This window comes from Geobacillus sp. 47C-IIb, from assembly GCF_014679705.1.
In the GTDB taxonomy this organism is placed as follows: domain Bacteria; phylum Bacillota; class Bacilli; order Bacillales; family Anoxybacillaceae; genus Geobacillus; species Geobacillus thermodenitrificans.
In genome coordinates, this window is record NZ_CP061473.1 from 449875 (window position 1) to 474716 (window position 24842).

The 24842-nt window shown below is 45.8% G+C and carries 31 protein-coding genes and 2 pseudogenes; 15 read left to right on the forward strand and 18 right to left on the reverse strand.

Annotation, left to right across the window (positions count from 1 at the left end):
* Nucleotides 1-187: 187 nt before the first annotated feature.
* Nucleotides 188-355, reverse strand: coding sequence for a hypothetical protein (locus IC804_RS02150; protein WP_008880570.1), 168 nt, complete (start codon nucleotides 353-355; stop codon nucleotides 188-190).
* Between the two features lie 102 nt (nucleotides 356-457).
* On the opposite strand from IC804_RS02150, the gene IC804_RS02155 reads away from it, so the two are divergent.
* The 5 genes from IC804_RS02155 (at nucleotide 458) to IC804_RS02175 (ending at nucleotide 4950) form a co-directional block, all read left to right on the forward strand.
* Nucleotides 458-1126, forward strand: coding sequence for a response regulator transcription factor (locus IC804_RS02155; RefSeq protein WP_008880569.1), 669 nt, complete (start codon nucleotides 458-460; stop codon nucleotides 1124-1126).
* Complete coding sequence (locus IC804_RS02160; protein WP_008880568.1) at nucleotides 1123-2469, forward strand: sensor histidine kinase; 1347 nt, start codon at nucleotides 1123-1125, stop codon at nucleotides 2467-2469. Before IC804_RS02155 ends, IC804_RS02160 begins: the two co-directional genes overlap by 4 nt.
* 109 nt (nucleotides 2470-2578) lie before the next feature.
* Nucleotides 2579-3490, forward strand: coding sequence for an ABC transporter ATP-binding protein (locus IC804_RS02165; RefSeq protein WP_029761787.1), 912 nt, complete (start codon nucleotides 2579-2581; stop codon nucleotides 3488-3490).
* On the forward strand, nucleotides 3487-4206 hold the full coding sequence (locus tag IC804_RS02170) for an ABC transporter permease (RefSeq protein WP_008880566.1): 720 nt from the start codon (nucleotides 3487-3489) through the stop codon (nucleotides 4204-4206). The genes IC804_RS02165 and IC804_RS02170 overlap by 4 nt, the downstream gene beginning before the upstream one ends.
* Nucleotides 4207-4950: an ABC transporter permease gene (locus IC804_RS02175; RefSeq protein ID WP_029761786.1), complete on the forward strand. Its 744-nt coding sequence runs from the start codon at nucleotides 4207-4209 to the stop codon at nucleotides 4948-4950. It abuts the gene before it with no gap.
* Nucleotides 4951-5312: 362 nt separating this feature from the next.
* Here IC804_RS02175 and IC804_RS02180 read toward each other — a convergent pair.
* A pseudogene (locus IC804_RS02180) lies at nucleotides 5313-5846 on the reverse strand (tyrosine-type recombinase/integrase); the annotation flags it as partial.
* 190 nt (nucleotides 5847-6036) lie between these two features.
* Here IC804_RS02180 and IC804_RS02185 point away from each other — a divergent pair.
* Nucleotides 6037-6930, forward strand: a complete 894-nt coding sequence (locus tag IC804_RS02185) for a YVTN family beta-propeller repeat protein (protein WP_081157573.1) — start codon at nucleotides 6037-6039, stop codon at nucleotides 6928-6930.
* A 279-nt stretch (nucleotides 6931-7209) separates the two neighbouring features.
* A complete protein-coding gene (locus IC804_RS02190; protein WP_099232984.1) occupies nucleotides 7210-8088 on the forward strand; it encodes an IS982 family transposase in 879 nt (292 codons plus the stop codon).
* 7 nt (nucleotides 8089-8095) lie between these two features.
* Here the strand turns inward: IC804_RS02190 and IC804_RS02195 are convergent, their stop codons facing one another.
* On the reverse strand, nucleotides 8096-8467 hold the full coding sequence (locus IC804_RS02195; RefSeq protein WP_223812872.1) for a hypothetical protein: 372 nt from the start codon (nucleotides 8465-8467) through the stop codon (nucleotides 8096-8098).
* 281 nt (nucleotides 8468-8748) lie between these two features.
* On the opposite strand from IC804_RS02195, the gene IC804_RS02200 reads away from it, so the two are divergent.
* Complete coding sequence (locus tag IC804_RS02200) at nucleotides 8749-9219, forward strand: hypothetical protein (protein ID WP_029761627.1); 471 nt, start codon at nucleotides 8749-8751, stop codon at nucleotides 9217-9219.
* 400 nt (nucleotides 9220-9619) lie between these two features.
* On the opposite strand, the gene IC804_RS02205 is transcribed toward IC804_RS02200, so the two are convergent.
* Nucleotides 9620-10789, reverse strand: coding sequence for an IS256 family transposase (locus IC804_RS02205; RefSeq protein WP_190300653.1), 1170 nt, complete (start codon nucleotides 10787-10789; stop codon nucleotides 9620-9622).
* A gap of 343 nt (nucleotides 10790-11132) precedes the next feature.
* Nucleotides 11133-11585, reverse strand: coding sequence for a hypothetical protein (locus IC804_RS02210; RefSeq protein WP_081157523.1), 453 nt, complete (start codon nucleotides 11583-11585; stop codon nucleotides 11133-11135).
* 762 nt (nucleotides 11586-12347) lie between these two features.
* Between IC804_RS02210 and IC804_RS02215 the strand changes: the two genes are divergently transcribed.
* The 4 genes and pseudogenes from IC804_RS02215 to lepB all read left to right on the forward strand — a co-directional run bounded on the left by IC804_RS02215 (nucleotide 12348) and on the right by lepB (nucleotide 14376).
* On the forward strand, nucleotides 12348-12755 hold the full coding sequence (locus IC804_RS02215; RefSeq protein ID WP_011887613.1) for a hypothetical protein: 408 nt from the start codon (nucleotides 12348-12350) through the stop codon (nucleotides 12753-12755).
* A 140-nt stretch (nucleotides 12756-12895) separates the two neighbouring features.
* A complete protein-coding gene (locus IC804_RS02220; RefSeq protein WP_223812873.1) occupies nucleotides 12896-13180 on the forward strand; it encodes a hypothetical protein in 285 nt (94 codons plus the stop codon).
* Between the two features lie 239 nt (nucleotides 13181-13419).
* Nucleotides 13420-13686 (forward strand): hypothetical protein, encoded by a 267-nt coding sequence (locus IC804_RS02225; RefSeq protein WP_008880557.1) that lies wholly within the window; start codon nucleotides 13420-13422, stop codon nucleotides 13684-13686.
* Nucleotides 13687-13819: 133 nt separating this feature from the next.
* A pseudogene (gene lepB / locus IC804_RS02230) lies at nucleotides 13820-14376 on the forward strand (signal peptidase I).
* Nucleotides 14377-14846: 470 nt separating this feature from the next.
* On the opposite strand, the gene IC804_RS02235 reads toward lepB, so the two are convergent.
* Together IC804_RS02235 and IC804_RS02240 are read right to left on the reverse strand one after the other, a co-directional pair.
* Nucleotides 14847-15014 (reverse strand): hypothetical protein, encoded by a 168-nt coding sequence (locus IC804_RS02235; protein ID WP_155121015.1) that lies wholly within the window; start codon nucleotides 15012-15014, stop codon nucleotides 14847-14849.
* A 458-nt stretch (nucleotides 15015-15472) separates the two neighbouring features.
* Complete coding sequence (locus IC804_RS02240) at nucleotides 15473-16321, reverse strand: Cof-type HAD-IIB family hydrolase (protein WP_081157522.1); 849 nt, start codon at nucleotides 16319-16321, stop codon at nucleotides 15473-15475.
* A 187-nt stretch (nucleotides 16322-16508) separates the two neighbouring features.
* Between IC804_RS02240 and IC804_RS18415 the strand changes: the two genes are divergently transcribed.
* From IC804_RS18415 to IC804_RS02250, 3 genes are all read left to right on the forward strand, one after another.
* Nucleotides 16509-16715, forward strand: coding sequence for an EamA family transporter (locus tag IC804_RS18415; RefSeq protein WP_223812874.1), 207 nt, complete (start codon nucleotides 16509-16511; stop codon nucleotides 16713-16715).
* The gene (locus IC804_RS18420) at nucleotides 16716-16919 is read left to right on the forward strand and encodes an EamA family transporter (protein ID WP_223812875.1); all 204 of its coding nucleotides are present in this window, start codon (nucleotides 16716-16718) and stop codon (nucleotides 16917-16919) included.
* A 228-nt stretch (nucleotides 16920-17147) separates the two neighbouring features.
* The gene (locus IC804_RS02250) at nucleotides 17148-18266 is read left to right on the forward strand and encodes a Delta(10) desaturase DesB (protein WP_060475975.1); all 1119 of its coding nucleotides are present in this window, start codon (nucleotides 17148-17150) and stop codon (nucleotides 18264-18266) included.
* A 191-nt stretch (nucleotides 18267-18457) separates the two neighbouring features.
* Here the strand turns inward: IC804_RS02250 and IC804_RS02255 are convergent, their stop codons facing one another.
* From IC804_RS02255 to IC804_RS02305, 11 genes are all read right to left on the reverse strand, one after another.
* Entirely contained in the window at nucleotides 18458-18841 is a 384-nt protein-coding gene (locus tag IC804_RS02255; RefSeq protein WP_081157520.1) for a DUF302 domain-containing protein, read from the reverse strand.
* Nucleotides 18842-18971: 130 nt separating this feature from the next.
* Nucleotides 18972-19754, reverse strand: coding sequence for a sulfite exporter TauE/SafE family protein (locus tag IC804_RS02260; RefSeq protein WP_081157519.1), 783 nt, complete (start codon nucleotides 19752-19754; stop codon nucleotides 18972-18974).
* Nucleotides 19755-19837: 83 nt separating this feature from the next.
* Nucleotides 19838-20974 (reverse strand): MBL fold metallo-hydrolase, encoded by a 1137-nt coding sequence (locus IC804_RS02265; protein ID WP_060475977.1) that lies wholly within the window; start codon nucleotides 20972-20974, stop codon nucleotides 19838-19840.
* Between the two features lie 49 nt (nucleotides 20975-21023).
* The gene (locus IC804_RS02270) at nucleotides 21024-21593 is read right to left on the reverse strand and encodes a sulfurtransferase TusA family protein (protein WP_008880548.1); all 570 of its coding nucleotides are present in this window, start codon (nucleotides 21591-21593) and stop codon (nucleotides 21024-21026) included.
* Nucleotides 21594-21616: 23 nt separating this feature from the next.
* Nucleotides 21617-21913 (reverse strand): rhodanese-like domain-containing protein, encoded by a 297-nt coding sequence (locus IC804_RS02275; protein ID WP_008880547.1) that lies wholly within the window; start codon nucleotides 21911-21913, stop codon nucleotides 21617-21619.
* Between the two features lie 12 nt (nucleotides 21914-21925).
* Complete coding sequence (locus IC804_RS02280) at nucleotides 21926-22291, reverse strand: rhodanese-like domain-containing protein (RefSeq protein WP_008880546.1); 366 nt, start codon at nucleotides 22289-22291, stop codon at nucleotides 21926-21928.
* 25 nt (nucleotides 22292-22316) lie between these two features.
* Nucleotides 22317-22799 carry a DsrE/DsrF/DrsH-like family protein gene (locus IC804_RS02285; RefSeq protein WP_081157518.1) on the reverse strand — a complete coding sequence of 161 codons (483 nt, stop codon included), beginning with the start codon at nucleotides 22797-22799 and terminating at the stop codon, nucleotides 22317-22319.
* Between the two features lie 48 nt (nucleotides 22800-22847).
* The gene (locus IC804_RS02290; protein ID WP_029761633.1) at nucleotides 22848-23075 is read right to left on the reverse strand and encodes a sulfurtransferase TusA family protein; all 228 of its coding nucleotides are present in this window, start codon (nucleotides 23073-23075) and stop codon (nucleotides 22848-22850) included.
* A 105-nt stretch (nucleotides 23076-23180) separates the two neighbouring features.
* Nucleotides 23181-23441 carry a metal-sensitive transcriptional regulator gene (locus IC804_RS02295; protein WP_081157517.1) on the reverse strand — a complete coding sequence of 87 codons (261 nt, stop codon included), beginning with the start codon at nucleotides 23439-23441 and terminating at the stop codon, nucleotides 23181-23183.
* Nucleotides 23408-23803 (reverse strand): rhodanese-like domain-containing protein, encoded by a 396-nt coding sequence (locus IC804_RS02300; RefSeq protein WP_369802850.1) that lies wholly within the window; start codon nucleotides 23801-23803, stop codon nucleotides 23408-23410. The genes IC804_RS02295 and IC804_RS02300 overlap by 34 nt, the downstream gene beginning before the upstream one ends.
* A gap of 359 nt (nucleotides 23804-24162) precedes the next feature.
* Entirely contained in the window at nucleotides 24163-24732 is a 570-nt protein-coding gene (locus IC804_RS02305; RefSeq protein WP_081157515.1) for a class I SAM-dependent methyltransferase, read from the reverse strand.
* Nucleotides 24733-24842: the final 110 nt, after the last annotated feature.

The window sequence follows — 24842 nt, forward strand, 5'->3', positions numbered from 1 at the left end:
TCCTCAAAAAAGACATGTGGCTGCCCCCATCATTCTCCTTAACCAAAATATTTAAGATCCGATCAGTCCCTTCTATTTTCACACACTTCGTCTAGCAGTAATGATTTTTACACAAAAAATCCTACCAGCATTGGCTGGCAGGAAAGCAGAAAACGCACCTGAACGATGCTTGTCACACCTTGATGGTTCAACAATCAAGAACACCACCCATTGTTAAGTTCGTGGCAATATCAAGGGTGATTCCTCCCTCGTTATACGAATAGCGTACGCTGAACGAAACGATGCGCCCTCCTTCCCTGATTTCACGAGTTCGTTTCGCTACTTTCTCACAACGTTCCAACACAACCGTTAACATTTCATTTTCCCGCCAGGAATTGCGCAGTACATGAAGGGATTGACCAAGTCAAACAAGTATTGATTAATATAGAGTGAAGACTAGAAGAAATGAGGGAGAACGTTGGCACGAGTTTTATACATAGAAGATGAACAGGAAATCGGCCGTTGGGTGACGATGAACCTTACGGAACGTGGGCATCATGTGACTTGGCTTCAATCCGGAGAAGAGATCGAAGAACACTTGGCCCATTGCGACCTTGTCATTTTGGATGTGATGCTGCCGGGGCTGGACGGCTTTTCCATCGGCAAACGGATAAAAAAGGAGCAGCCAGATCTGCCGATTTTGATGCTTTCGGCGCGGACTGCCATTGAGGACAAAGTGGAAGGATTGAGTTTCGCCGATGATTATCTGACCAAGCCGTTCCACCCCGATGAGTTGGCCGCCCGCGTGGAGGTTTTGCTCCGGCGCTTCAACAAAAACGATGAAATCCTGAAACTGAAGCATTTGACCATCCATACAAAAGATATGCGCATCGTCAATCATGAAACGGGAGAAGAAATTCTACTGACAGGAAAACAATATCAAATTTTCCAATACTTCCTTCGCCATCTCAATCAAATTTTGACAAAAGAGCAGTTATACGAGGGTGTTTGGGGTGAGCCTTATATTGAAGGAGATAAAACATTGATGGTGCACATCCGTTATCTTCGTGAAAAACTGGAAAAAGATCCAAAAAACCCAGAAATCATTGAAACGATCCGGGGAATCGGTTATCGGGTGAGAAAATGAAAAGCGTAAAACGATTGCGGTCGCTGACGGCAAAATATATGGCCATTATTTTAACCGCTCTGTTTCTCATCTATCTTCTTATCATCGGAACTAGCCTTTTGGTCTTCAATGTCTATGACCATAAAGACCCAGAAACGTTGCAGATCGAAAAAGCCTGGCACCAGGATGCCCGTAGTCTCAAAAACCCCGGAAGCGAAGATATCAACCGGATGTTTGAAAAATGGCAAAACCGTTATCCGAAAGCGCGCTTGTTTTGGGTGGACAGCAACGGCCGGCTCGCCGCCGGGAGGAACCTTGCTGCGGATATTCCGAAACATTGGAATGCCGCCTATACCGCCAACTTCATCAAAGCGCGTTATGACAACGACCCTTTTACGGTCATTGCCTTTCCAAACAATGATGCATCCTATGGATTCGTCGTTTTTGAAATCGAGCGGAAGCTGCTTCAACCCGCATTTACTGAAGCCAATGCCGACTTTATGTATTTTATTGTTCCCGGGGGAATTGTGTTATTTGTGACCGTCTCGTATTTGTTTTTCTTGGGGATCCGCAAACGTCTCCTTTATTTGCAACAGGCCATGGAGATACGGGACGTGGACGGATTGCCAGTAGCCATCACGGTGAGAAAACAGGATGAAATCGGCCAACTGGAGATGGCCTTCAATCAAATGGTGGATGAGCTCCGAGAAAGCCGGAAACGGGAAGAAGCGGAAGAGCAGCTGCGGAAAGAACTGATCGCCAATTTATCCCATGATTTGCGTACGCCGCTTACCAAAATCCGGGCGCATGCCTATACGTTGGAGAAAGAGGCTTTGACTCCAGTAGCAAGACAAGCTGTCAACATGATCGAACAGTCGGTTTCGAAAATGGACCGATTGATCGAGAATTTGATATCGTATACGCTTTTAAACGCCAAAAAATTGAAATATGAACCGACTCCGACGGATGTGGTCCGGCTTGCCCGTTCCTTCATCGCCGCCTGGTATCCAGCTTTTGAAAAAGAAGGTTTTTTTATAGATGTCCAGCTGGATGATTTGGAACAAAAGCATTGGAACGTCGATCCGCTTTGGATGGAACGGATTTTTGACAATTTGTTTCAAAATGTCATCCGCCACGCCAAGGACGGAAAATATATCGGGTTGAAAACGAAAAAAACCGATTCTTATGACGCGTTGGTCGTGCTTGACCGTGGCAAAGGATTCCGGCACAAAAGTTCCGAAAAAGGGGCGGGAATCGGGCTTGCCATTGTGGATTTGATGGTGAAGAAGATGGAGTTGGACTGGAAAATCGAATCATCGGAAACCGGGACAATCATAACAATCATTCATTATCGATCATGCTAGGAAAGGAATCCATTTCCTTTCCTTTTTTATTTTTAAACAAATTTTAAACTGTCTCGACACCTCATTTTAACCTTCGATTCCTATGATGGTATAGCGAGGTGATGGAAGGATGGAATATATCGTCGAAACTCATCATTTGACGAAACGGTTTGGAAAGGAGATCGCCGTAAACGCCCTGAACCTGAAAATTCCCAGAGGGGAAGTATACGGGTTTTTAGGTCCGAACGGAGCGGGGAAATCGACAACTCTCCGGATGCTTCTAGGCCTCATGAGACCGACGGCTGGATCGATCCGGATTTTTGGCAAAGACTTAAAAAAAGAGCGGATTTCCATTCTTCGGAATGTTGGGTCATTGGTGGAAAGCCCGTCTTATTACTCCCACTTGACCGCCTATGAAAATTTGGAAGCCATGCGAAAAATCTTGGGCTCCCCCAAAGAAAAAATTGATGAAGTTCTGGACCTTGTCCGCCTGAGTAACGCTGCCGATAAAAAGGTAAAAAGCTTTTCTCTTGGGATGAAACAACGATTGGGGATTGCGATGGCATTGTTGAACGATCCAAAATTGCTGATTCTGGATGAACCGACAAACGGCCTCGACCCTTCAGGAATCATTGAAATGCGGAATTTAATCAAGCGTTTACCGAAAGAAAAAGACATCACCGTGCTGATTTCAAGCCACTTACTTTCTGAAATCGATCAAGTCGCTACCTACGTCGGTGTCATTTCGAAAGGAAAGCTGATTTTCCAAGATTCCATTAAAGCCATGCGCAATAAAGCCCAGCTGAAAATCCGATTAAAAGTGAGCGACGCCAACAATGCCTACCGTTCTTTGCTGGCAAAAGGAATAAAAACACACTATCAGGATCACATCATTTATTTGTATGAACAGTCGGATGAAGCGGTTGCCGCAGTGGTCGAAACCCTCGTCGATGAAGGATACTCGGTTTACCGGGTGGAAGAAGAGCATCAATCACTGGAAGACATTTTCCTAAAAATGACCGCAGGTGGTGACGACAGATGATCATGAAACTGCTTGCGACCGATTTTTTGAAAATCAAACGGAAAGGATTATGGTTTTTGACCATCCTAGGTCCACTTGGTGTCGTCTTGCTGCAGTGGGTCAATTACGAGCTCGTCCCCGGCAGGAGAGAATGGCTCCTTCAAAGAAGCGATGATGATTGGCTGTTTTATTTGCAAAATGTCAACAGCTTCACACCGCTTGCACTGGTACTCGGGATCACTATTTTGACATCCCTTGCAGCCAGTATCGAAAATGAGACGAACGCCTGGAAACAACTTATCGCTTTACCGATATCGAAAATGGGGGTGTTTTTGTCCAAATTCACGGTATTGGCATTCTTGTTGGCTATCGCTTCAGTTCTATTATTCTTTTTCACATGGCTTTTAGGTATTTATTTGGATCTCGGTGCTGTCATACCGTACGCGCAAATCGCCACATTCAGCTTCTACCCATATTTTGCATCACTTCCTTTGTTGGCTTTGCATCTTTGGGTAGCAACCGTAAGCAATAACCAAGGGATTCCGATCTCCCTCGGAGTAATTGGATTTTTGTTTACCTCCTACAGCTTTAAGCTGCCGGATTGGCTGCCATGGAAGTGGCCGTCGTTGCAAAACCAATGGGATGAACCGCTCGTCAATGTCGTTTTGGGCATTTGTGTCGGTATCATCCTTTATATCATCGGGATGCTGGATTTTGCACGAAGGGATGTGAAATGAATGATTTCTCTTTTGCAGTCGGAGTGGTTTAAGTTAAGAAAATCCAAATTCGTCTTCACCGCCATTTTGCTTGGTCCACTCATTACGTTTTTCTATGCACTGATGCTCCAACCGGACACATTCGGATTGGAAAAAAGATTTTTGTGGGAATTTTTGATCGCGTTTACCACGCTTCTTTACGCCTTGCGTTTTTTGCCACTCACGACCGGCATCTTGGCTGGCCTCATCTGCCGGTATGAGCATCAAAACGGAGGATGGAAGCAACTGTTGGCCCTGCCGGTGACAAGGAGCCGGGTATTTCTCGCCAAATATACGATCCTCATGCTCATCACCTTGACCATGCAATTGCTCTATTTGCTTGCTATTTGGACTTCCGGAGTGCTAAAGGGGGCGGAGGAGCCGTTTCCTATGATGCTCCTTTGGAAAAGCATTTTTGGCGGCTGGATCGCGACGTTGCCTCTTCTTGCTTTGCAATTGTGGATGTCGATGCTTTTTAAAAGTTTCGCCGCGCCCTTTGCCGTGAACGTCGTTTTCACTTTGCCCGCCATTCTGGCAGTAAACTCGGAAAAATTTGGACCATTATACCCTTGGGCACAGCCATTTTTGATGATGTATGTATCCGGGGATGCGGAAAATGATATATTCTTTGTCCCATGGGAACAAGTCTTAACAGTGGTCGGCGGCAGTTTTCTCATTTTCTTCTTTGGCGGCCTGTTATATTTCCGGCGAAAAGAAAATATCTAAAAACAGCTAGTTTCCTTAATATTGTGGAGGCTCTTGTCCATAGCCAGAAAGCAAAAAGAAAATAATAATGTAGATGAGTACATGAAGTTCAAAATCGATCGCTTTGTTTCTAGAACATTCATGTTTTCCATTTTATTGGTCATTTTACTACTATCAAACTTTCTCCATCTATTTTACCTTTACGGGTGCAGGAAATATGATAAGGAAAAATCAATGAAGAAGACCGGAGGTGTAAAAACCTTTGGTCTTCTTCGTTGCTTTCTATACTAAAGCACAAATTGCCTTTGCTCCAAAATAGCAACCAACAGATACTAAGACTACACAGATAGGCTCACAAGTAGAAAATCGCACAACAAACTTGATTAGAACTTCGATAACGCCTCCACCGCATCCGCCAAATCACTGTAGCTGTCCTTTACGTACCGCGATGTGGTGGCGATATGGCTGTGACCGGCCAACCGGCGCACCTTTTCGATATCATTGTTCGTTGCTTTTAACATCCACTTGCAGAAGGTGTGGCGAAACATATGCGGCGTCAGTTTCTTGCCCGGCGGGCTGTAGCTCTCGACCATGCGCTGAATCCCACGCACAGAGAACTTAGGAGATCGCTGGCTATAAAAAACATAGGGAGATGCTTCGACATGTGGTTTCTTTTTCGCCATTTCCGCACGAAATGCCAACCAATCCTGAAGCTCCGCCAACAAGATGTTTGAAATCGGCACCGTCCGTACCTTCATCCCTTTGCCCACGATGCGAAGATGCCTCATCTCGAGATCAATGTCCGTCAGTTTCAAGTTCGACAGCTCTTCCACCCGCAGACCAGCATAAACAAACAGGTAGACAATCGCCCGGTCACGTCGATCCTTTTCCTCCGGGTCGACGCCTCGACTTTGAATGCAGATAATATGTCTAGTGTAAAGAGCGAATCTCTCTGCGATGATCTCATGCTCCAACATATGTGATCTCCTGCTTTAGATGCAAAAACTGGGCATTTACCTAGCCCATCTTATGACCCAGGGCATATACTGGAGTATCCTGTTACCCAGGACATATGCTGAAGTATCTTAGTGTAAAGAGGTGAAACACATGTCAAAATGTCAAAATGACAACCAGGTGATAAGAATACGATGTGGTTGCACCAATCTGAGAACCGTGACTGTGCATAGACCTATCTCACCAGAACCGCCAGAACCGGGTGGTCCGGATGATCCGGGTCCATCAATTTTTGCCTATGTGACCAATGCCGCTGACAATACGGTATCAGTCATTGATACCTCAACCAATGCCGTCGTCGCAACGATTCCGGTGGGAGCATCTCCTAATGATATAGCCATGACACCAAATGGCACGCGCGCGTATGTTACCAATCAAAATGACAATACAGTATCAGTCATTGACACCTCAACCAATACAGTCGTCGCAACGATCCCGGTGGGAGCCCAGCCTTTTGGCGTAGCCGTTTCACCAGACGGCACGCGCACGTATGTGGCTAATATCGCTGACAATAATATATCAGTTATTGATACCTCAACCAATGCTGTCATCGCAACGATCCCGGTGGGATTAGGTCCTTTTGGTGTAGCCGTTTCACCAGACGGCACGCGCGCGTATGTTACCAATGCCAATGACCATACGGTATCAGTTATTGATACCTCAACCAATGCCGTCATCGCAACGATCCCGGTGGGATTCGCTCCTTATAGTGCTACCATTACACCAGATGGCACGCGCGCATATGTGGGTAATGTCCTTAGCAATACGATATCAGTCATTGATACCTCAACCAATACAGTCATCGCAACAATTCCGGTAGCATCTCCTCATGATATAGACCTGACACCAGACGGCACTCACGCGTATGTTACTAATACCACTACCAACACTGTATCAGTCCTTAACACCGCTACCAACACCGTGATCACAACGATTCCTGTAGGAAATGCCCCTCATGGTATAGCCATTACGCCGGTTGCTATATAAACCCATCTCCTCCATGAATCCTCCCTTGAAACATCACAGGGGATAATCGTTTTGGGGCAAACTATATCATCATTCGCATGAATACCTTAATACCAACTACTAATACTGAAAGTCCCGTCGCACCCTGTTCCAATTGGAGCCCATCTAAATTCACATTGTGCCCAAATATAATAACTACCCGTGGTGCTAGATAAAATCAAACAAGCATAAAAAATAGCTCTTGCCTGGCGAATCTCCTGTAGAATGAAAGTGCGACCTACCATTCGAAAGGAGAATCCCATGCAAGAGCACTTTCATTTTACTACAGATCGTGTCAAACTTCAAAAACAATATGCATCGATTTTGCTTTTTGTATCGGCTCAACTATCGAGTATCCAGATTCCTCTTCAACGTCGAAATCGTCATTTGTTGAAACAGAAAGACGAAGTCATCATCACCATCCATGTCCTTGGAAAGTTGTTGGGCTTCACTTCCGAACGGGCTTGGCATCGGTTTGTGATTGGGAATTTGTTTCCCAAGGACTTGTTCCCTGAGCGTTCTCGGTACAACCGTCGCTGCCGAGCGCTTAGCTTTGCGATCAAGTGGATTCGGCACCAGCTAGCCAAGCGTGGGCAACACCATGCGTATGCGGTCGTGGACAGTTTGCCGATCGAGCTGTGTCATTCATCCCGAATGTATCGCGCCAAACGGTTTCGTGGAATTGCGGATATTGGCTATTGTGCTTCGAAAAAGATCGCTTTCTATGGGTTGAAACTTCATCTGCAGGCCACCGACCAAGGGCTTCCGATGGGATATGTCGTCACTGAAGCGTCTTGTCACGATCGGGTGGCCGCTGAAACCGTCATGACGCAAATTCCACATCCATATAACCTAGGTGACAAAGGGTACATCAGCCAAAAACTGCAAAAGAAGCTGTACGAAGAGCATCGAGTCGCTTTTTGGACGCCCGTTCGAAAAAATCAGCGAATTCTCCAATCCGACGCATGGAAACAGTGGATGAAACGAAAACGCAAAGTGATTGAAACCGTGTTTTCGATTTTAGTCGATTCGTATCGGATCACCGAGATTCGAGCGAACTCGGTTTCTGGATTTGAAACGGCACTGGATGGTATTTTACTGGCTTACTCCCTTGTTGTTCTTAGGCTAGTTGAGCGTTAAGACTCAACTAGCACCACGGGTAATAACTATGTTCTTCGTTAATTGGGCCAACTCGTTTATTTACTATTTCTTCTTCATTGAGAAAATACCCCCAAACAGGGTCTTTTCGCCAAAATTGATTAGTAACGTCTTTTCCGTCATCTCTATAAACTCTAAAATATAACCAAGTATGTCCTAGATCAGAATTGTTATTATAGCCATATACCCCTAGATACCCACCTTTAGGAACTTTTACTTTTCTAGTTGTATAGACTTTACCATCAGGAGCACCATCAAAAATAATGGTACTTTTATCTTTAAGAGTTGCAGCATAAACATCCGGATGGAAACTCATCAAGGAAAACAAAACGATCAAGGAAAAGAGGAGTATCTTTTTCATAAAACATATCCCCTTTCTCCAAGTTATTTTCTACCCTTAAATATAATGATGTTCACAAAAATGGAAACAGACTTTACTACCATTTTTTTTAATTATTTTCCAGATCGGTTTCATTAAGTAGAAGGTTGTCTTGGTGCATTTGTAGGCTGTTTCATTTAAATGAACAAAAACTCAAACTCAACTATTTAACAAAATATAAATACAAAATAATTTATTTACATTTCAGTTAATTTTGAATAAAATTTAACATGGTAATAAAATGATTGATTGGAGGGATTTAGTTGATTAAGAGATTGAAGAAGGGAATTGTCGCTCTCATCACAGCAGGAGCCCTTGTCTTCGTTTTGGGAAATCCCAATACCTATGCTGCTTCCTATACTGACTTTGGACCAGCTTCGTTTGCGACTGAGGATGGGAAATACGAATTGACCATCCGAACCACTTCGGTAGAAAAGAATGTAACCATCTGGGTCTATGATCTTTATCGAGTAAATCGTAACTCGGGTGCCGTTACTTCTATGAATGGTGATACTAGTCCTTTATCTGTCCGACTTTGTAATGCTTCTACCGGAAACTGTACAGCCTTTAAATCATTTTGGGAAGGTAATAGTAGTGCCATCTTCACGAATATGAAAGCTGGAACATTTTACGTGGATATACGTGATAGTTGGGCAAATTACTATTTTAAAGGTAAGGTCGCTGCAAAGACGTATAGTTGGAACCCTGATGATTGCTGGCTCGACTGCAACTAAAAACATGTATATTCATTTTTTAGAGGTACGTAGATAAACCGACTAAAAGCCATCTTTTTTTCTATAGTAAACAACTATTTCTGACTTATTTCAAAAGGATGATTTCATATTCTCATCAAAGTCAATAGCTGTAAAGACCAGAGCAATCTGGTCTTTTTATTTTGTCTAACATTAGAGTGACAGAAGCAATGATCGAGGAAAAACGATAGCAACATTTTGATTGAACAACGGGTCGTATACGGTACCGTCAAGAATTTTGTGTAATGTAAGATAGATAGGGTATCTCTGAAATGGATTTGGAATGGATAGGGAACCGGTTTCCTTCACACAAGAGACTGAATATTCAGTCTCTTGTGTGGAAAGGGAAAATCCCCTTATTTTGTTTATTTACAATATTTGGTTAACAATAACGTTCTTCGAACATTCGTTGAAGGGCTTCTTGCGCTTCGGCAAATCCTCGCAACTTTCGCCCTGCCCATTTCTCGTTAAAGTCCTGTATCGTCAAATATACGACTTTTTCAGCGGCTTCTAAACTGCTCAAACTGTTCATCGGTTTTAGGCGTTTCCGAATCTCCTTGATCGTTCGTTCGATGGCATTGGTCGTATAAATCACACTTCGAATACTGCTTGGATCGTCCATAAAGGTGAGAAGGACATCCAACTCATTTGCCCAAGATTGGACTTCCCTTGGGTATTTGTGAGACCATTTGGATTGAAACTGTTGAAACATCTCCAATGCGATTTCTTTATTCGGAGAACGATAAATGAGTTTCAGGTCCTCCGCCATTTCGAATTGATCTTTTTTCCGAACACGGCTGAGGGTGTTGCGGACTTTGTGCACGACACAGCGCTGCACATCGGCTTTCGGATACACCGCCTTAAAGGCTTCCTCCAACCCCGGAAGGCCATCGAAGACGCCAAGAAGCACTTCCTTGACGCCTCTTTTGTAGAGCTGTTGGAGAATCTCCTGCCATACATAGGCGCTTTCTTGTCCTCCTACGAAGAAATCAAGAATTTCACGATACCCTTCTTCGTTCACCCCCAATACCACATAAATAACTTCTTTCTCTACCGTATCCCGGCGAAGTTTCACGTACAAGCCGTCCAAATATAAGACCGAATAACGCTGGTGTAGTGGACGAGCGTGCCATTTCTCGATGTCTTCCTTCACGACATCGGTAATCCGGCTGATCGTCGCAGGAGAATAGGTGCTTCCTAGAATTCGTTCGATAAACTTGCCAATTTCACGCGTGCTCATGCCACTTTGGTACATCCTAATGATGGCTTCCTCCAGCCAGCCCGTGTGCCGTTGGTAAGGGGCAAACAACTGTGTTTGAAATTCCCCGTTTCGGTCTCTTGGAACCAAAAGACCTTCAATCCGGCCATATTGTGTATCTAGATTTCGCTGATAGTAGCCGTTTCTCATATTCGGCGTTCCAGCCTGTTCGATTTCGAGGAAATTTTTGATTTCTTCCCGCATAATCAGTTCTAATTTTTCTTTTACAAACTGACGAATGGCATTTTCCAGTTGATTTGCCCAGTCGACATTCGGTATACTTCTTTTAGACATAGGTAGGGTTCTCCTTTCTCTGGAATGTTTTGGTCCAAATCAGAGAATACCCTACCTTTTTTCTTTTGTTCTAGCAAAATGCTTTACACAAAATTTTATACATCATCGGGTATACGTTGTAAAAAGCTATAAATGTCCTACAGAGACGCTTTCCTCTCCCGAATATAAAATACTTTGTGGTTGAAGACGTGTTATACGCCAATCTGAGAAGCTGTTTTTTAAAGGGGGACCGAAAAATTTAGGAGACCTCCCCCCTTTCTCCTTTTGTGAAGTATCGCTCACAAGTCCACTACAAAACCATGAAAAAAGAGGGTCAAATGCCCTCTAGATTAATAAATACAAATCAATCAAAATAACTATCGCGGAATGCCATAATTTCGCCTTTAAAATAATAATTCGACCAACTATCACGTATATCCACATAGTACGTTGCTGGGATCATATTATCGAATTGAGCCCAACCTTCAAGGCCGGGATAAGCCGACACATCCGTTACCTTAAACTTTTTAAATGCTGTACAATTTCCGGTCGACGCACTGCACAATCTTACAGATAATCCGGATAAATCTGCCGGACGTTTTGCGTAGTTGTTATTGTAGTTAACATAATAGACATCGTAAATCTGAACAAGTATAGAACGTTCAGCTGAAGTAGCATTCACGGTTAACTCATATTTCCCATCTTCTGTCCGCCAATAAGCAGAACCAAAAATATAATAGGCATACGCCTGCGAAGTGAAGAAAACACCAAATGCCATCACAAAGACTGCAAGGAATGCCACCAGCTTTTTGAGCATATGAAACCCTCCTCGACGATATGATGATGATTCAATATCAATATATACTTATTTTGTATTTATTTCAATATTTTCCCTAATTTTAATTTATTTAAAAATAAGCCCATTTTGCAAATGGCTCAAGAGAACAGATCAGTCAGAAGCTCTAGGATGAACCCCAGGGCTTTTTATTTTTTCGCCCTTTTGCCTTCCGAGTCGTAAAACAGCGCAAGCCGATTCCCCTTTTTGGTCGGCAGAATCCCTGAACCTTTCCGACCAGAAAGTAAGCAGACCGGCCAAGCCGTCAAGGGGCAAAGAACGTTTTTGCTGAAACCCTTGATTATTTAGCTATACGTTTTTTGTGTTTCTCCATGCCAAACGGACGAAATGGATCTCCCTTTGACTGAATCCTTTCAGCTATTTGACAGGCTGGATCGAGCCGAAAGACAAAAGATTTGGCAGCTGGTTTTACCGTCACTGAGCCTTTCCGACTGTCAGCTGGCTATTCCATCGCCGCAGGGACCCGAACTAAAAAGAGACGAAAGCACCGGTACACCGCTTACTGAGTGAAGAAATATCGGCTCTTCCTAGGCTTTGCTAAAAGGTTTGATCGACAAAAAACATATTTGCAATAATATTAACTTGTTTACATTATTATCCTATTTATGTAAATATTTTGGTTAAATAGTAAAATATCCTTTTTCCTATGGAAAATTTTGACGTATGGTGATATGATGTTTTCGGTGCTTCTTCAACCAATCTATCAGAAAGGTGGTAGGAAACATGAAGAAACTCATTTTATCCGCTGGCTTATCCACAGCCATCCTCATGGGAGGGATGGGCTCCGCTTTTGCTGCAGAGCAACCATCGAATGCTCCGGATGGTGGACTCGGCAGCGTTCTTGGAGCGGTCAACCAATTAATAGGCAGCACGAAAGTGGAGGTGCAAAGTGGCGCTAGTTTGAAGGTGGATGGAGTCACGGTCACAGCACAAGCAGTGAACTCGACTGAACAATCGGGATTAACCGGATTGCTCAGCGGTGGAGTGTTAGGGGGAACGAGCGGAACTTCCGCTTCGGTATCGTATGCCGGGTATTCCGCCAGCACATCTGCAAGCGGCAGCTGGGGGCTTGCCTCTTCCGTTCAATCGATTGGCGGGTTATTGAACAGTCTAGGTCAATCATTAAAATAACATTCTGAAAAGGAAGGGGAATGATCATGAAAAAGTTGGTCAAAACGGTTGGCATTTCGGCGATGTTACTGGCGGGTAGTTTCGTAGCGGGAAATGCAGCGCCAGCTTCCGCAGCAGGTCTTGGCGACGTACTGGGAGCCGTGAATAGTTTAGTCGGAGAGACCAATGTATCGAGCGGCAGTGTCGTGAGTGCCACTGGCCCGAACTTTGAGATTCAAGCTGGTTCCACGTATACGAATAATCAAAATGGCGTAACCGGTCTTGTTGGAGGCGTTCTTGGTGGTACATACAACACCAATGCGAGCCTCAGCGGTCCGAACGGTCTGTCTGCCTCCGCGTCCACTAGCGGCAGCTATGGCTTGGCTTCGTCCGTTCAATCTCTGACGAATGGATTAGGCGGTCTGCTTGGCGGACTCCTGAAATAACATGTCCCCTTTCCCTGATCAGGGGGGCATAGAGCCTCTGCTTGCATGGTAGGCAACCAGCCTACCATGCAAGCCACTCCATGAAAAGCAGAGTTTCTGAAGTCAGATGCCGTGAGAAAATGGACAGTTTTGTTTTGCATGAAACATGGACAATGAGGTCAAAGATTGATCTCTGCTCTTTTTGCAATAATCATAATCGTGTTTGGAATATGATGGATATGAACTGAGGAGGGATATTGATGAAGGGAACGGGAGCACTTTTGATCTTCCCATTTTTATCCTCTTTCTTCGGATATACGGATCATATGGAACCACCAGTCATACAAGGTCAGGTATCGGTATCAATTTCGAGCCCAACGGAATCGTATGACCAAAGCAGCCCCATTCAAGAATTGGCTCCTCAAACGTTTGGAGCATCAGTTGAAAAGTCCGTCACGCTGCCTTCAGGATTACATATTTCTGCTAGTTCTTCTTCGACAGTCATCGTACCAGAGTTTACAAAATAATTAAGAAACAACAAGTTAGCTATAAGTTATTATCCCCCAGTTTGACAGTCACTAGGCAAACTAAGCACCCATAAGCCTAGTCAACTCAAGGATTGTGGGTGTTTTTTTGATCCAAGAGTTAAGGGTGAACATAATGGGGAAAAAGAAAAGTGAGTTTTGGGGATGGATGAAGACAATCATTATTGCCATTTTATTAGCTTCTTCTGTTCGGTACTTCCTATTTGCACCGTTTGTGGTAGAAGGACAATCCATGATGCCTACACTACACGACCAAGATCGTATGATTGTAAACAAAATCAAATATTCTTTTGTAAAACCGGAAAGGTTTGATATTATTGTATTCCATACAAAAGACAAAAAGGATTACATAAAACGCATCATTGGGTTACCCGGGATCGCATTGAGTATAAAAATGATACTTTATATATAAATGGGAAAGCTTATAAAGAACCTTATCTAGATGAATACAAAAAGCAAAACAAATCTGGTCTCCCCCTTACGGAGTCGTTTACTCTAAAGGACACTCCAATCGGTAGAAGCACTGTTCCTGAAGGCTATTTATTTGTCATGGGGGATAATAGAAGAAACAGCAAGGACAGTCGTCATATTGGGGCCATTCCAATGGATGATGTTGTTGGCGAGGCAAACATCATTTGTTGGCCTTTTAACCGTATCCAAATAATGAAATAAGCCGGTCAAAAAGATCTTGTGTCTTTCCCAAAATTACCCAATAAAGTGATTTTAGGGTCTGTTACAGTCCAATGTTGATCATGAATAAAAAAACTTCCGATTACTGGAAGTTCTTTTTTTGTAACAATATAATTTTCCTCAAGCACCAGTTCGGTAAATATCTACACTACAGAAAACTTTGCGATATGTAGAATGGCGATGCAAAAGATTTTTTAACACGAATATGTTCTTTCTATTTATTATCATCCAGTTGCCTTCTTAATGCTTCGAACTCACATTATTTTTCCATAACTTCTCTTGAACTGATTGTCCAAGTAGCAATTTTCCATTGCTCATCAAACTGGTTTGTACAGACGCCCCAATATAAACCATTTGGCAAATGTGATGTTTGTCCAATCAACGCATTTTAAATTCTATAATGATCACCGCATCACAGAATGTACGTTCCCAAAAATTAAATATCAACAATCCTATTTAAGCCTTTCCATAAAAAATTCCGCCAGCATTGGCTGGCAGGAAAGTAAGAAACACACGCCTGAACGATGCTTGTCACACTTTGATTGTCCAAAAATTACAAACGCCATCGTCCAGACGAACTCATTCATTTTCTCCCAACGCAGCATATCGTTTTTCACCATAAAAACACCCTTCCCCAAAGAAGAAGGAAGGAGCTGCAAGTCTTCTGAGCGAGGCCCGCTTCTTTCAGAGCATGCTAAGGACTTTGTTCGTTCTCTGTCAAGAAGACGATGTTCCAATCCCCTAGCGAGGCCTTTCTCTTTCAACTGGCGTCCGAATTATACAGCCTTGTGGATTGGATGTGTTTCAATCCTCTAAACGAGGCCTATCTCTTTCAACAGCTCCTTCATTTTACCATTGATTTTCTAAGGCGGCAAGGGGCCATTTTGCACACCCCTTTCACCCCCTCAAAAAATAAAATGTGGTTATGTTAACTTGCGCGACTGACCAAAATCGTCAATCGTCCAAACCATTGATCAATCAACGAAATATTTCGATAAACGAAAGAAAAAGAGGCTTGCACACCCCTGCCGTTTTTCCGGCCATTTTGGGGTGTGCAAACCGGGCAGCCGATGACCATTCACCGCCGCACAAGCACTTGCTCGAGCCCTGCCGCTACGCCGTCTTCCTCATGGGAGAGGGTGACGAAGTCGCATGTGGCTTTCAGTTCCGGGGCGGCGTTGGCCATGGCGACACGACATCCCGCGACCTCAAACATTGACAAGTCGTTATGGCTGTCGCCAAAGACGACCGTATTGCGCAAATCGATGCCGTAATGGGAGGCAAGCTGCTTGAGCGCTTCCCCTTTCGTCGCCCGTTCGTTGTTCACCTCAATGTTGTGCGGATGCGATGACGTGACCGTCACGCCCGGCAGCGGGTCAAAGTGGGACGCCGCATCGCGCAGACGTTCGCGGTCAAGGGAGAAAATCAGCAGCTTATAGATCACCCGCTTCGGGTCGTCCCACACCGTGCGGATGTCATCGACGTACGTCACCCGCGCCTGTTGAAACTGTTTCATCACAATCCATTTCACCTCTGGCGCCACCTCGGTCTTCTCCAAAGCGAGCGCCTCCCATTGGGCGCGGTTGTGCAAGCCGACGTACACCTCATCACCTACGTACGTCTCGCAATACAAATCAGACTGTTCACGCACCCAATCCAGCGCATGACGGATCACCGTTCGCTCAAGCGGCGCTTGGCTGATGACGGTACCGTCTTCAAGCGTCACGATCGCTCCGTTTAAGCTGGCAATCGGACAGACGAGCCCCGCCTCGCGAAGCGGGGCGAGCGCATCTTTGCGCGCCCGTCCGGTGACGACAGCGACGAGATGACCTTGTGCTTGCGCAGCCATGATCGCCTTGCGGTTTTGCTCGCTAATTTTTCCTTCCCCGTTTAATAGCGTTCCGTCCATATCTAAAGCAATCAGCATCCATTCATCCCTCTCTCTTTCGCTATTCTCTGTCGCTGCCCGCAAACCATAGCAGCTTGCTTTCCGCTCCAACCGTCCTCTTGGCCGCTCCCCTATTATAACAAAACGATGGAAAAAACGTGAAATCTTCCGGCTTTTCATAGTATAACAGATGAGAAAGATTCTCAATGAGAGCGAAGGGATGTGTATGTGGATCGTTTATGCCTTGCTAGCGGCGGTATTTGCTACGCTGACATCGGTGCTGGCGAAAATCGGTATCGAAAACGCCAATTCGAACTTGGCAACTGCCATTCGCACCGCGGTCGTACTTGTGCTTGCCTGGGGCATCGTTTGGATGACAGGCGCTCATCACGGCATCAAAGCCATTTCCACCAAGAGCTGGTGGTTTTTATGATTGTCTGGAGTAGCAATGGGATTATCATGGCTTTGTTTTTACAAAGCGATCCAAATCAGTGATGTGTCCCGTGTCTCGGCCATCGACAAGTCAAGCTTAGTGTTGACGATTTTGTTTGCCATGTTTCTCGGCAAAGCGATGTCAGCAAAAGTCGTGATCGGGGGGCTGCTCATCACCGCGGGGACGTTGTTTATGATGTTGTAGCTAGCCCGATTCCCCAACTACATTTTTTATTCCCTTATAGACAAAACAAACCAAAAAGTGGTATAATGGAGTTTATAACGACGAAAAGCTTCCTGGATCCTTCCATATTTATTGAGGGATCGAAAGCCGCTTTTTTGATCACCTCATTCAATCTTCGCGTGGCGAAAACGCGAGTAGATTTTCACCACAGCGTGTCACGTGAAGAGTAGTTTGGAAGGAGACTCATAAATGAATGATTTTCACCCGTTCGGTTGGTATGCGGCGAAAATTGCCCCGCATTTGCCGAAAAAAGCGTTTCAACCTGTGAAGTCCCGTTTGTTTGGAGGGTTGGCTTATTTCTTATTGGTTACTGGCGGCATCCTCGCTGTGTCACTTCTGTCTCTTCATCCAATATGGAACCTCCTCATTTCTGTTGTGCTCGGTTTCAGTTTTGCCGCATTAGGATTTTTAGGCCATGAAATATTGCACGGCACGGTCGTCAAAACGCCGTGGTTGCGCGATCTGCTCGGGGCGATCGCCTTTTGGCCGCTCTGCACCGGGCCGAAGCTATGGCGAAAATGGCATAACGCCACCCACCATGTGCATACCCAACATGAAGAAAAAGACCCTGACGCTTGGCCAAGTATGGAACAATTGGCGAAAAGCCGTCTGTTGCGCTGGGTATACCGCATTCCATTCCCGATCCGCGCCTTTTTCGCGTTCAGCTCCTTGTCGGTAATGTTTACCGTTCACTCGATTCGGATGTTGTTTTCCTTTTTCCGAGATTTTCGTTGGAAAAACCGCGCCGTTGTCCTGCTTCAATTTTTCTTGCCGTGGATGACTTGGCTTGGGTTGCTATGGCTGATCGGCTGGGAAAAGTGGTGGTTCGCGTTTTTACTTCCGCTGCTGATCGCCAACATGATCGTCATGGGCTACATCTCGACCAATCACCGTCTCAATCCGTTAGTGCCGGTCAACGACCCGTTGGCGAACAGCTTATCCGTCACCGTACCGAAGTGGGTGGATGTTCTCCACTTCAATTTCTCGTATCATACCGAGCATCATCTTTTTCCGGCGATGAGCTCGAAGTATTATCCACTCGTGAAAGAACATATCAAACAAATGTGGCCGGACCGCTACCATGAAATGCCGATGAAAAAAGCGTTGGCCGCGCTTTGGAAAACGCCGCGCATCTACTACGAACATAGCGAGCTCATCGAGCCGAAGCAAGGTCATGTGTACGGCACCCTCGGCAACGGACTCGACCCAAACGAGATTGTGCACCGCGAGTTGAAACAAGACGCTCAAGCACTGCCAACGATGCGGCAGGAAGAATGGAAAAAAGCGTCCGGAGTGGAGAAAGTGTAAATACGCCCTGCCATCCTTGGTTCAATTCCCCTTGCAAGGAGTCTCGCTGCAAAAGAAATCGGCAGCAAGCTCAAGCCTATCTGTACAGAAGAAGGTGTCCCCCAAAAGATGGGACACCTTCTCTTCGTTCAATATCACCATTACGGCGTTCATTTGCCAAGGGAAGCCATCGTTTTCCCTTTCTCGCTCCATCAACGGCACCGGTCGATGCAAGCGATCAACCGCTTTTCGATATCAGCCGCCAACTTTTCAAGCGTCGGTTCACTGACCATGCCGACAAGCATCGTCGGTTTCGGCATGCCGATTTTTGTCACTCCGTTTTCCACATAGACGACGATTTTACACGGCAAAAAATAACCGACTAAGAGATTTTCACTTAACACCCGCGCCGCTTCTTGCGGATTGCACACTTCTAAAATGACCATCGGCGTAGAAAAATCAAGTCCTTTTTCTTGCAGCTTCTCCGTGACGCTAAACCGCCAGAGCACGCCAAACCCTTCTTGTTTCAAGTGTTCTTCCAAACGCTCGATCGTTTCGTTCAAACCTGTTGTTACGTGAATCGTGTAATGAAACATTGCTTATTCTTCCCTTCGTGAATAGTTTCCCACTGTTTATCATGCCCAAACAGATTTGTAAAAAATAAAAGGCGAAGCATGATCCGTTTTCGCCTTCACACATATCGTTTTCCGTCGTCCATCGATCCACTCATAAAATATCCACCCAAATTTTCACTGCTGTCGCCAAAATCAATACTGCCAAGATCACTTGTAACACTTTCGTATTCATCTTTTGTCCGGCTTTCGCCCCGAGCGGTGAAGCAAGCAAACTTGCGATGACCATAATCAACGCTGGAATGTAGTCCACTTGACCCGTAGCGATTTTCCCGAACGTCGAGCCGATCGAGGAAATGAACGTCACCGCCAAAGAAGTAGCGATCGTCATTCGAGTCGGAATTTTCAAGACAACGAGCATGACGGGTACAAGTAGAAATGCCCCCGCCGCCCCGACGATGCCGGACCCGATGCCAATGAGAAACGCCAAGACGGCCGCCAGCCATTTGTTGAATGTCACTTGGTCGAGCGGAATGTCATCGATCCCTTTTTTCGGCACAAACATCATGATCGCTGCCAACGCCGCCAGCACGCCGTAGACAACGTTCATCGCTCCTTCACTCATTAGCTTCGAGCCATAGCCGCCGACGAAACTGCCAATTAAAATGCTTGCCCCCATATACAAAATGAGCGATTTATTCAAGTAGCCGCCCTTCCGGTACGCCCATACGCCGCCGATCGTCGCGAAAAACACTTGCACGGCGCTAATACCGGATACTTCATGGGCGCTGAATGCTGCGAGCCCAAACAACGGCGGGAGGTATAAAAGCATTGGATATTTAATAATGGATCCACCAATACCGACCATACCGGAAATAAAGGAGCCGATAAAGCCGATCAAAAAGATGACAATGATAAACTGAAGCGATATGTCCACCTTTTACGCCTCCTCTCTTGATCTTCATTGAAAAACGAGGGGGATCTGTTCAGCACATCCCCCTCTACCTAAGCAACCGCCCATTAGGCATGAGTATGATGCAGCGCGCAGCGGTTCGGACCGATCTCAAGCTCCCGTTGTGTTTCGATATCCACCGTTTTGAGACCGCGGTTGATGGCAACAATGTCTTCAAAGTTCGGCGGGGTTTCCGTCTTGGCGCCTTGGATGACGAGATCGATGAATTCGTCTTTCGCTTTGTTTTGCATCATCTCATTGCGGGCACGGATGCGGCCCAGCGTATCACCGACATACCCCTCCGCGTTGATTTCTTCATCTAAGTTCGCGTAGTGCGCCGGCAAGACGATGACATCATCAGCCATGGCCGCCACTTTTTCATATACGGTGTGATACAAATCTTCCGCCCATTCGGCCACTTTGCCGCCAAGGTCCGGGCGTCCGAGACCACCGACAAAGATGGTGTCACCTGAGAACAACCATTTGCCATTGACGAAGAACGAGACGCTGCCTGGCGTATGACCCGGCGTTTTCACCGCCAGCACTTCAAGATGGACGTTTTCAAAGTCGATCGTTTCATGTTGCTCAAGCGGCTCAAAATCGAACACCGCCCCTTCGCTTTTCATCAAGTAATATGCTGCTCCCGTTCGTTCGGCCAGCGCTTTGCCTCCGGATAAGTGATCGGCATGCAAGTGCGAGTCCACGATATGCGTGATCGTTACTCCTTCTTGTTGGGCGACTTGTTCGTACACATCAATGAACCGGAGTGGATCGACAACAAGTGCTTCGTCGCCGGAGAGGACCATGTACGACAGACATCCTTTGCCGACACGAATGAATTGGTAAATTTTTAATTGATCATCTTCGTATACCTTGGCTTGATGGAGATGCTCGCTCCACGCCTGCATCCCGCCGGCGAGCGTATACACGTTGTCAAACCCGGCTTCTGCCAGCTGCTCAGCGACAAATGCCGCCGATCCACCCTTCGCGCACACGACGACGATGTCTTGGTCTTTCGGAAGACGGTCGACAATGGAGTCAACTCCGTCAACCAACTCAAAATACGGTACGTTCAAATACGCGAAGTTTTCCCCTTCGATTTTCCAATCGCGAAAATCACTTTCATTGCGAACATCCAAGATAAACAACGATTCTTTGTTTAACACCTTTTCCGTCATTTGTTGCACAGTCATTTCTTTCATCATGTTTATATACCCCCTAGTGTATATTAGTTTGTTAAAAAAGGCCGCTCAATTATGATTGAGCGGAATCAAGCGGCCCATTCCACTGCGACATGCCTGGAATGACGTTCCGCACACGGTCAAATCCGTTTTCAGCCAGCTTTTGCGCGGCCAAATCGCTCCGTGTCCCTGTGCGGCATACGACATAAATCGTTTTGTCTTTCGGAAGCTCTGCCATTCGGCTGTCAAGATCCCCGAGCGGAATCGAAACCGCCCCCGGAATATGGCCGAACGCATACTCCGCCGGTTCACGGACATCCAAGACGAACGAATCCGGATCGTGAAATTTTTCTTGCAGTTGTTCATTCGATACGACATGAGGGAATGTCACTTCGTTACGTGTTTCATGTTCCGCTGACTTGCGAATATAATGTTTCAACACCCCATCTTCTTCAATCGTCCCTAAATATTGATGTCCTGTGCTTTCCGCCCACGCTTTCATATCGGCCTTGGACCCCTTATCCGTCGCCTGCACTTCCAGTACTTGGCCTGACTGCAGCTCACCGATGGCCTTTTTCGTGCGGACAATCGGCATCGGACAGGACAGTCCTTTCGCATCGACAATCATATCCACTTTGATCATTTGACTGATTTCCTCCCTATGGTTTATTCGACAGGCCCTTCCCAGGCCAGCATGCCTCCTGTCATGTTGACGACGCGGTAACCACGGCTGTCAAGAAACTCTCCCGCACGACCGCTTCGGCCGCCGGAACGACAGACAAGAATGTATTCTTTCTTTTTATCCAATTCATGCATGCGGAACTCAATCAAACCGAGCGGAATGTTGACCGCTCCCGGAATTTTTCCTGCGGCCACTTCATCCGGCTCGCGCACGTCAATGATCCGAAGTGACTCTCCGGCACGAAGCCGTTCTTCCACCTCTTTCGGCGTAATGGTTTTCATCGTCATCCTCCTCTACTGCCAGGCGTTTAAGCCGCCTTTGACGTTCGTCACATGCTGAAATCCCATTTTCTTTAACCATTTGCTTGCTTTTTGGCTTCGCATCCCGCTTTGGCAAATGACCACCACTTCTTTTTCTTTCGATAGTTCGCGAGCGCGTGCAGCCAATTCGTGCAGCGGGATGTTGCGAAAGCCCGGCAAGTGGAAAGAACGAAACTCCATCGGAGTGCGCACGTCAATATATTGCACACCAGATTGTTTCAATCGCCGCTTTAACTCCGCCGTTGTGATCATCTGCACTCCTTTCGGCGGAATGAAACGACTAGCGAGAAACCAAGCAAGCAAAGCGAACAGGATAATGTTGATCACTGTTTGTACCATACGATTCCCTCGCGAGTTAAGATGATTAAATGAATAGGTTCACATTTCCTTCGGAAGCATCAGCCAAATACGCAGCCACCCCCGCAAACTCAATGCCGTCGATCAATTCTTCCGGTTTCAGCCCAAGCAAATCGACCGTCATTTGACAGGCGACAAGCTTCACACCCTGCTCTTTCGCCATCTCGATCAGCTGTGGAAGCGGCATGGCGTTATGCTTTTTGATTACCTTTTTGATCAGCTTCGAGCCGATGCCGGCAAAATTCATGCGCGACAATCCCATGCGGTCGGCGCCGCGCGGCATCATTTTGGCGAACATCTTTTCAAGAAACCCTTTTTGCACCGGAACGGGTGCCTCTTTCCGCAAGGCGTTCAGCCCCCAAAACGTATGGAAAATCGTCACGTCATGATCGTAAGCCGCGGCGCCGTTGGCGATGATGTAAGCGGCCATCGCTTTGTCATAGTCGCCGCTGAACAAGATGATCGTCGTCTTTTTCTTCGGCTGTGTCATCTCGTTGCCTCCTTCATATACCTATACAGGTATATAAACCAATAAAAATTATCCTTTTTGAATCCAGAACATCAACACGCCATTTTCTTCTTTCATATCAATAACTGTATGGCCACTTGCTTTCGCCCATGCCGGCAAATCGTTTTTCGCACCTTTATCGGTCGTATGCACCTCAAGCACTTGACCCGATTGCAATTCATCCATCGCTTTTTTCGCTCTTACCACCGGCATCGGGCAAGCCAATCCTTTGGCGTCCAATACTTTTGCTACATTCATCATTGATGACCTCCTTAGTTAGATAAAGTTTATTACCATTACCCCTATGGGTATATTACTACAAGAAAAAGAACGTTGTCAACATCTTTTTTGTTGATCAACGTATTAACGGCTTTTTACTAATAGTTCGACGGCTTCTTTGACGAGATGGTCTGTGCTTTCTCCTTTTTCCATGCTTTCCCGCAGGCAATGTTCCAAATTGGTGCTGACGATGACGGCAATGGCGCGATCAATGGCATTGCGCGCCGCCGACAGCTGGGAAACGACGCTCTTGCAGTCTTTGCCTTGTTCCATCATGCCGAGGACGCCTTTAATTTGTCCTTCAATCCGCTTTAAGCGGTTTTTGATTTCTTTATTGTATTCCATCGATTTGTTCGCCTCCTTTTTCGGCAATCACAAGCCGCGATTGAGTAGCTTTTCACCTCATAACCGTAGTTGCGCAGCAGCCGAATGCCAACATTTTTTTCGACCGCATCTTGGGCCACGACATGCAACGGCTGCCGAGGAATGGACGGCACCTGCCGTTTAATATAGGCGACCGGAATATGCAGGGCGTGACGAAAAACATGGTCATTGACTTCATTATAATCACGCAAATCGACAATAAGCAAGCGATTCGACACTTGATCGACTGGAAGACACAAAACACCTTTTACAGGACCATAGCGTCGATACAGCGCTACGACTAACACAATGAGAAAAATCAGCAACAAACTGCCCCCAATCAACAGCTCCCCCTCCTCTTCTTCACCTATGCAAAGTGATTATATACCCTAAACAGTATATAATAAACAAGAATGTATTTCCAAACGCCTTGTTTCCCACAAACAAGGAAACCGTAGTTTTTCCCCAGCCTTCTAAAAAAGCTGGTGATGTAACGAAACATTCTGTTCTCCAGCAATATTTCTCAAATGGAGAAACCTTGTCACGTCAGTTTTTCATCCCTTATAGTCCCCATTATTCACCGGCCTTCTAAAAGGCCAGTGATACCAAGAAGAACGAAGCTCAAAAATAAAACTCCTCAAATCAAGAAGGGCATTGTTGCACTGCGTGCTCGGTTCGATCATCCACCCTCTAAAGAATCCGATTACGTCCAACGAATCAACAAGCCATAGACAGCTGGATGGAAACGGACAAGTTCCACATGCCCCGCTTTTTGTTTCATATAGGAAAGCAACTGATCGGACGGAATGCGCTCATGCAAGGGCGGCCCCATTTCGCTTTCTATCGCTTCCCATTCAATCAAAAGAAACGTCCCATCCGGTTTCATCACACGGCGAATTTCGTCAATGGCAGCATCTTTTTGTTCCACTTCATGAAAGACAAACGCCATGATGCCTTTATCGATGGAGCGGGAAGAGAGCGACGTCGAAACGACATCCGCGACTTGGTACTGTATGTTCGTCATCCCTAGCTGTTGCGCCCGCTGCTTTAGCAATTCGATCATCTCAGGCTGCACGTCAACCGCATATACGTTCCCATTTGTTGCTTGCGCCAAAGGAATTGTGAAATAGCCGTTCCCAGCCCCTAGATCCATAATCGTGTCGTCCGGTTTCACTGACAATATCGAAATCGCCTTCTCCGGATCGATCCATTCTTTGCGCTTTGGATCCAATAACCGTTCGGCATGTTCATGATGAAAACGATGCCCTGTCATTTGTTCCCCTCCTATTCCCGACTTTTCATTTTAATCATATTCTTTGTTTCGCCCTTCACCAACATATTATTCATAAGATTTCTCAATTGAAGAAACAACCACTGCGCGGT

Bases quoted from the DNA above. Each gene is read 5' to 3' on its own strand.
- IC804_RS02150 (WP_008880570.1), bottom strand. From the start codon at position 355: ATGTTAACGGTTGTGTTGGAACGTTGTGAGAAAGTAGCGAAACGAACT.
- IC804_RS02160 (WP_008880568.1), top strand. From the start codon at position 1,123: ATGAAAAGCGTAAAACGATTGCGGTCGCTGACGGCAAAATATATGGCC.
- IC804_RS02165 (WP_029761787.1), top strand. From the start codon at position 2,579: ATGGAATATATCGTCGAAACTCATCATTTGACGAAACGGTTTGGAAAG.
- IC804_RS02170 (WP_008880566.1), top strand. From the start codon at position 3,487: ATGATCATGAAACTGCTTGCGACCGATTTTTTGAAAATCAAACGGAAA.
- IC804_RS02175 (WP_029761786.1), top strand. From the start codon at position 4,207: ATGATTTCTCTTTTGCAGTCGGAGTGGTTTAAGTTAAGAAAATCCAAA.
- IC804_RS02185 (WP_081157573.1), top strand. From the start codon at position 6,037: ATGTCAAAATGTCAAAATGACAACCAGGTGATAAGAATACGATGTGGT.
- IC804_RS02190 (WP_099232984.1), top strand. From the start codon at position 7,210: ATGCAAGAGCACTTTCATTTTACTACAGATCGTGTCAAACTTCAAAAA.
- IC804_RS02195 (WP_223812872.1), bottom strand. From the start codon at position 8,467: ATGAAAAAGATACTCCTCTTTTCCTTGATCGTTTTGTTTTCCTTGATG.
- IC804_RS02205 (WP_190300653.1), bottom strand. From the start codon at position 10,789: ATGTCTAAAAGAAGTATACCGAATGTCGACTGGGCAAATCAACTGGAA.
- IC804_RS02210 (WP_081157523.1), bottom strand. From the start codon at position 11,585: ATGCTCAAAAAGCTGGTGGCATTCCTTGCAGTCTTTGTGATGGCATTT.
- IC804_RS02215 (WP_011887613.1), top strand. From the start codon at position 12,348: ATGAAGAAACTCATTTTATCCGCTGGCTTATCCACAGCCATCCTCATG.
- IC804_RS02225 (WP_008880557.1), top strand. From the start codon at position 13,420: ATGAAGGGAACGGGAGCACTTTTGATCTTCCCATTTTTATCCTCTTTC.
- IC804_RS02235 (WP_155121015.1), bottom strand. From the start codon at position 15,014: ATGGTGAAAAACGATATGCTGCGTTGGGAGAAAATGAATGAGTTCGTC.
- IC804_RS02240 (WP_081157522.1), bottom strand. From the start codon at position 16,321: ATGCTGATTGCTTTAGATATGGACGGAACGCTATTAAACGGGGAAGGA.
- IC804_RS18415 (WP_223812874.1), top strand. From the start codon at position 16,509: ATGTGGATCGTTTATGCCTTGCTAGCGGCGGTATTTGCTACGCTGACA.
- IC804_RS02250 (WP_060475975.1), top strand. From the start codon at position 17,148: ATGAATGATTTTCACCCGTTCGGTTGGTATGCGGCGAAAATTGCCCCG.
- IC804_RS02255 (WP_081157520.1), bottom strand. From the start codon at position 18,841: ATGTTTCATTACACGATTCACGTAACAACAGGTTTGAACGAAACGATC.
- IC804_RS02265 (WP_060475977.1), bottom strand. From the start codon at position 20,974: ATGATGAAAGAAATGACTGTGCAACAAATGACGGAAAAGGTGTTAAAC.
- IC804_RS02270 (WP_008880548.1), bottom strand. From the start codon at position 21,593: ATGATCAAAGTGGATATGATTGTCGATGCGAAAGGACTGTCCTGTCCG.
- IC804_RS02275 (WP_008880547.1), bottom strand. From the start codon at position 21,913: ATGAAAACCATTACGCCGAAAGAGGTGGAAGAACGGCTTCGTGCCGGA.
- IC804_RS02280 (WP_008880546.1), bottom strand. From the start codon at position 22,291: ATGGTACAAACAGTGATCAACATTATCCTGTTCGCTTTGCTTGCTTGG.
- IC804_RS02285 (WP_081157518.1), bottom strand. From the start codon at position 22,799: ATGACACAGCCGAAGAAAAAGACGACGATCATCTTGTTCAGCGGCGAC.
- IC804_RS02290 (WP_029761633.1), bottom strand. From the start codon at position 23,075: ATGAATGTAGCAAAAGTATTGGACGCCAAAGGATTGGCTTGCCCGATG.
- IC804_RS02295 (WP_081157517.1), bottom strand. From the start codon at position 23,441: ATGGAATACAATAAAGAAATCAAAAACCGCTTAAAGCGGATTGAAGGA.
- IC804_RS02305 (WP_081157515.1), bottom strand. From the start codon at position 24,732: ATGACAGGGCATCGTTTTCATCATGAACATGCCGAACGGTTATTGGAT.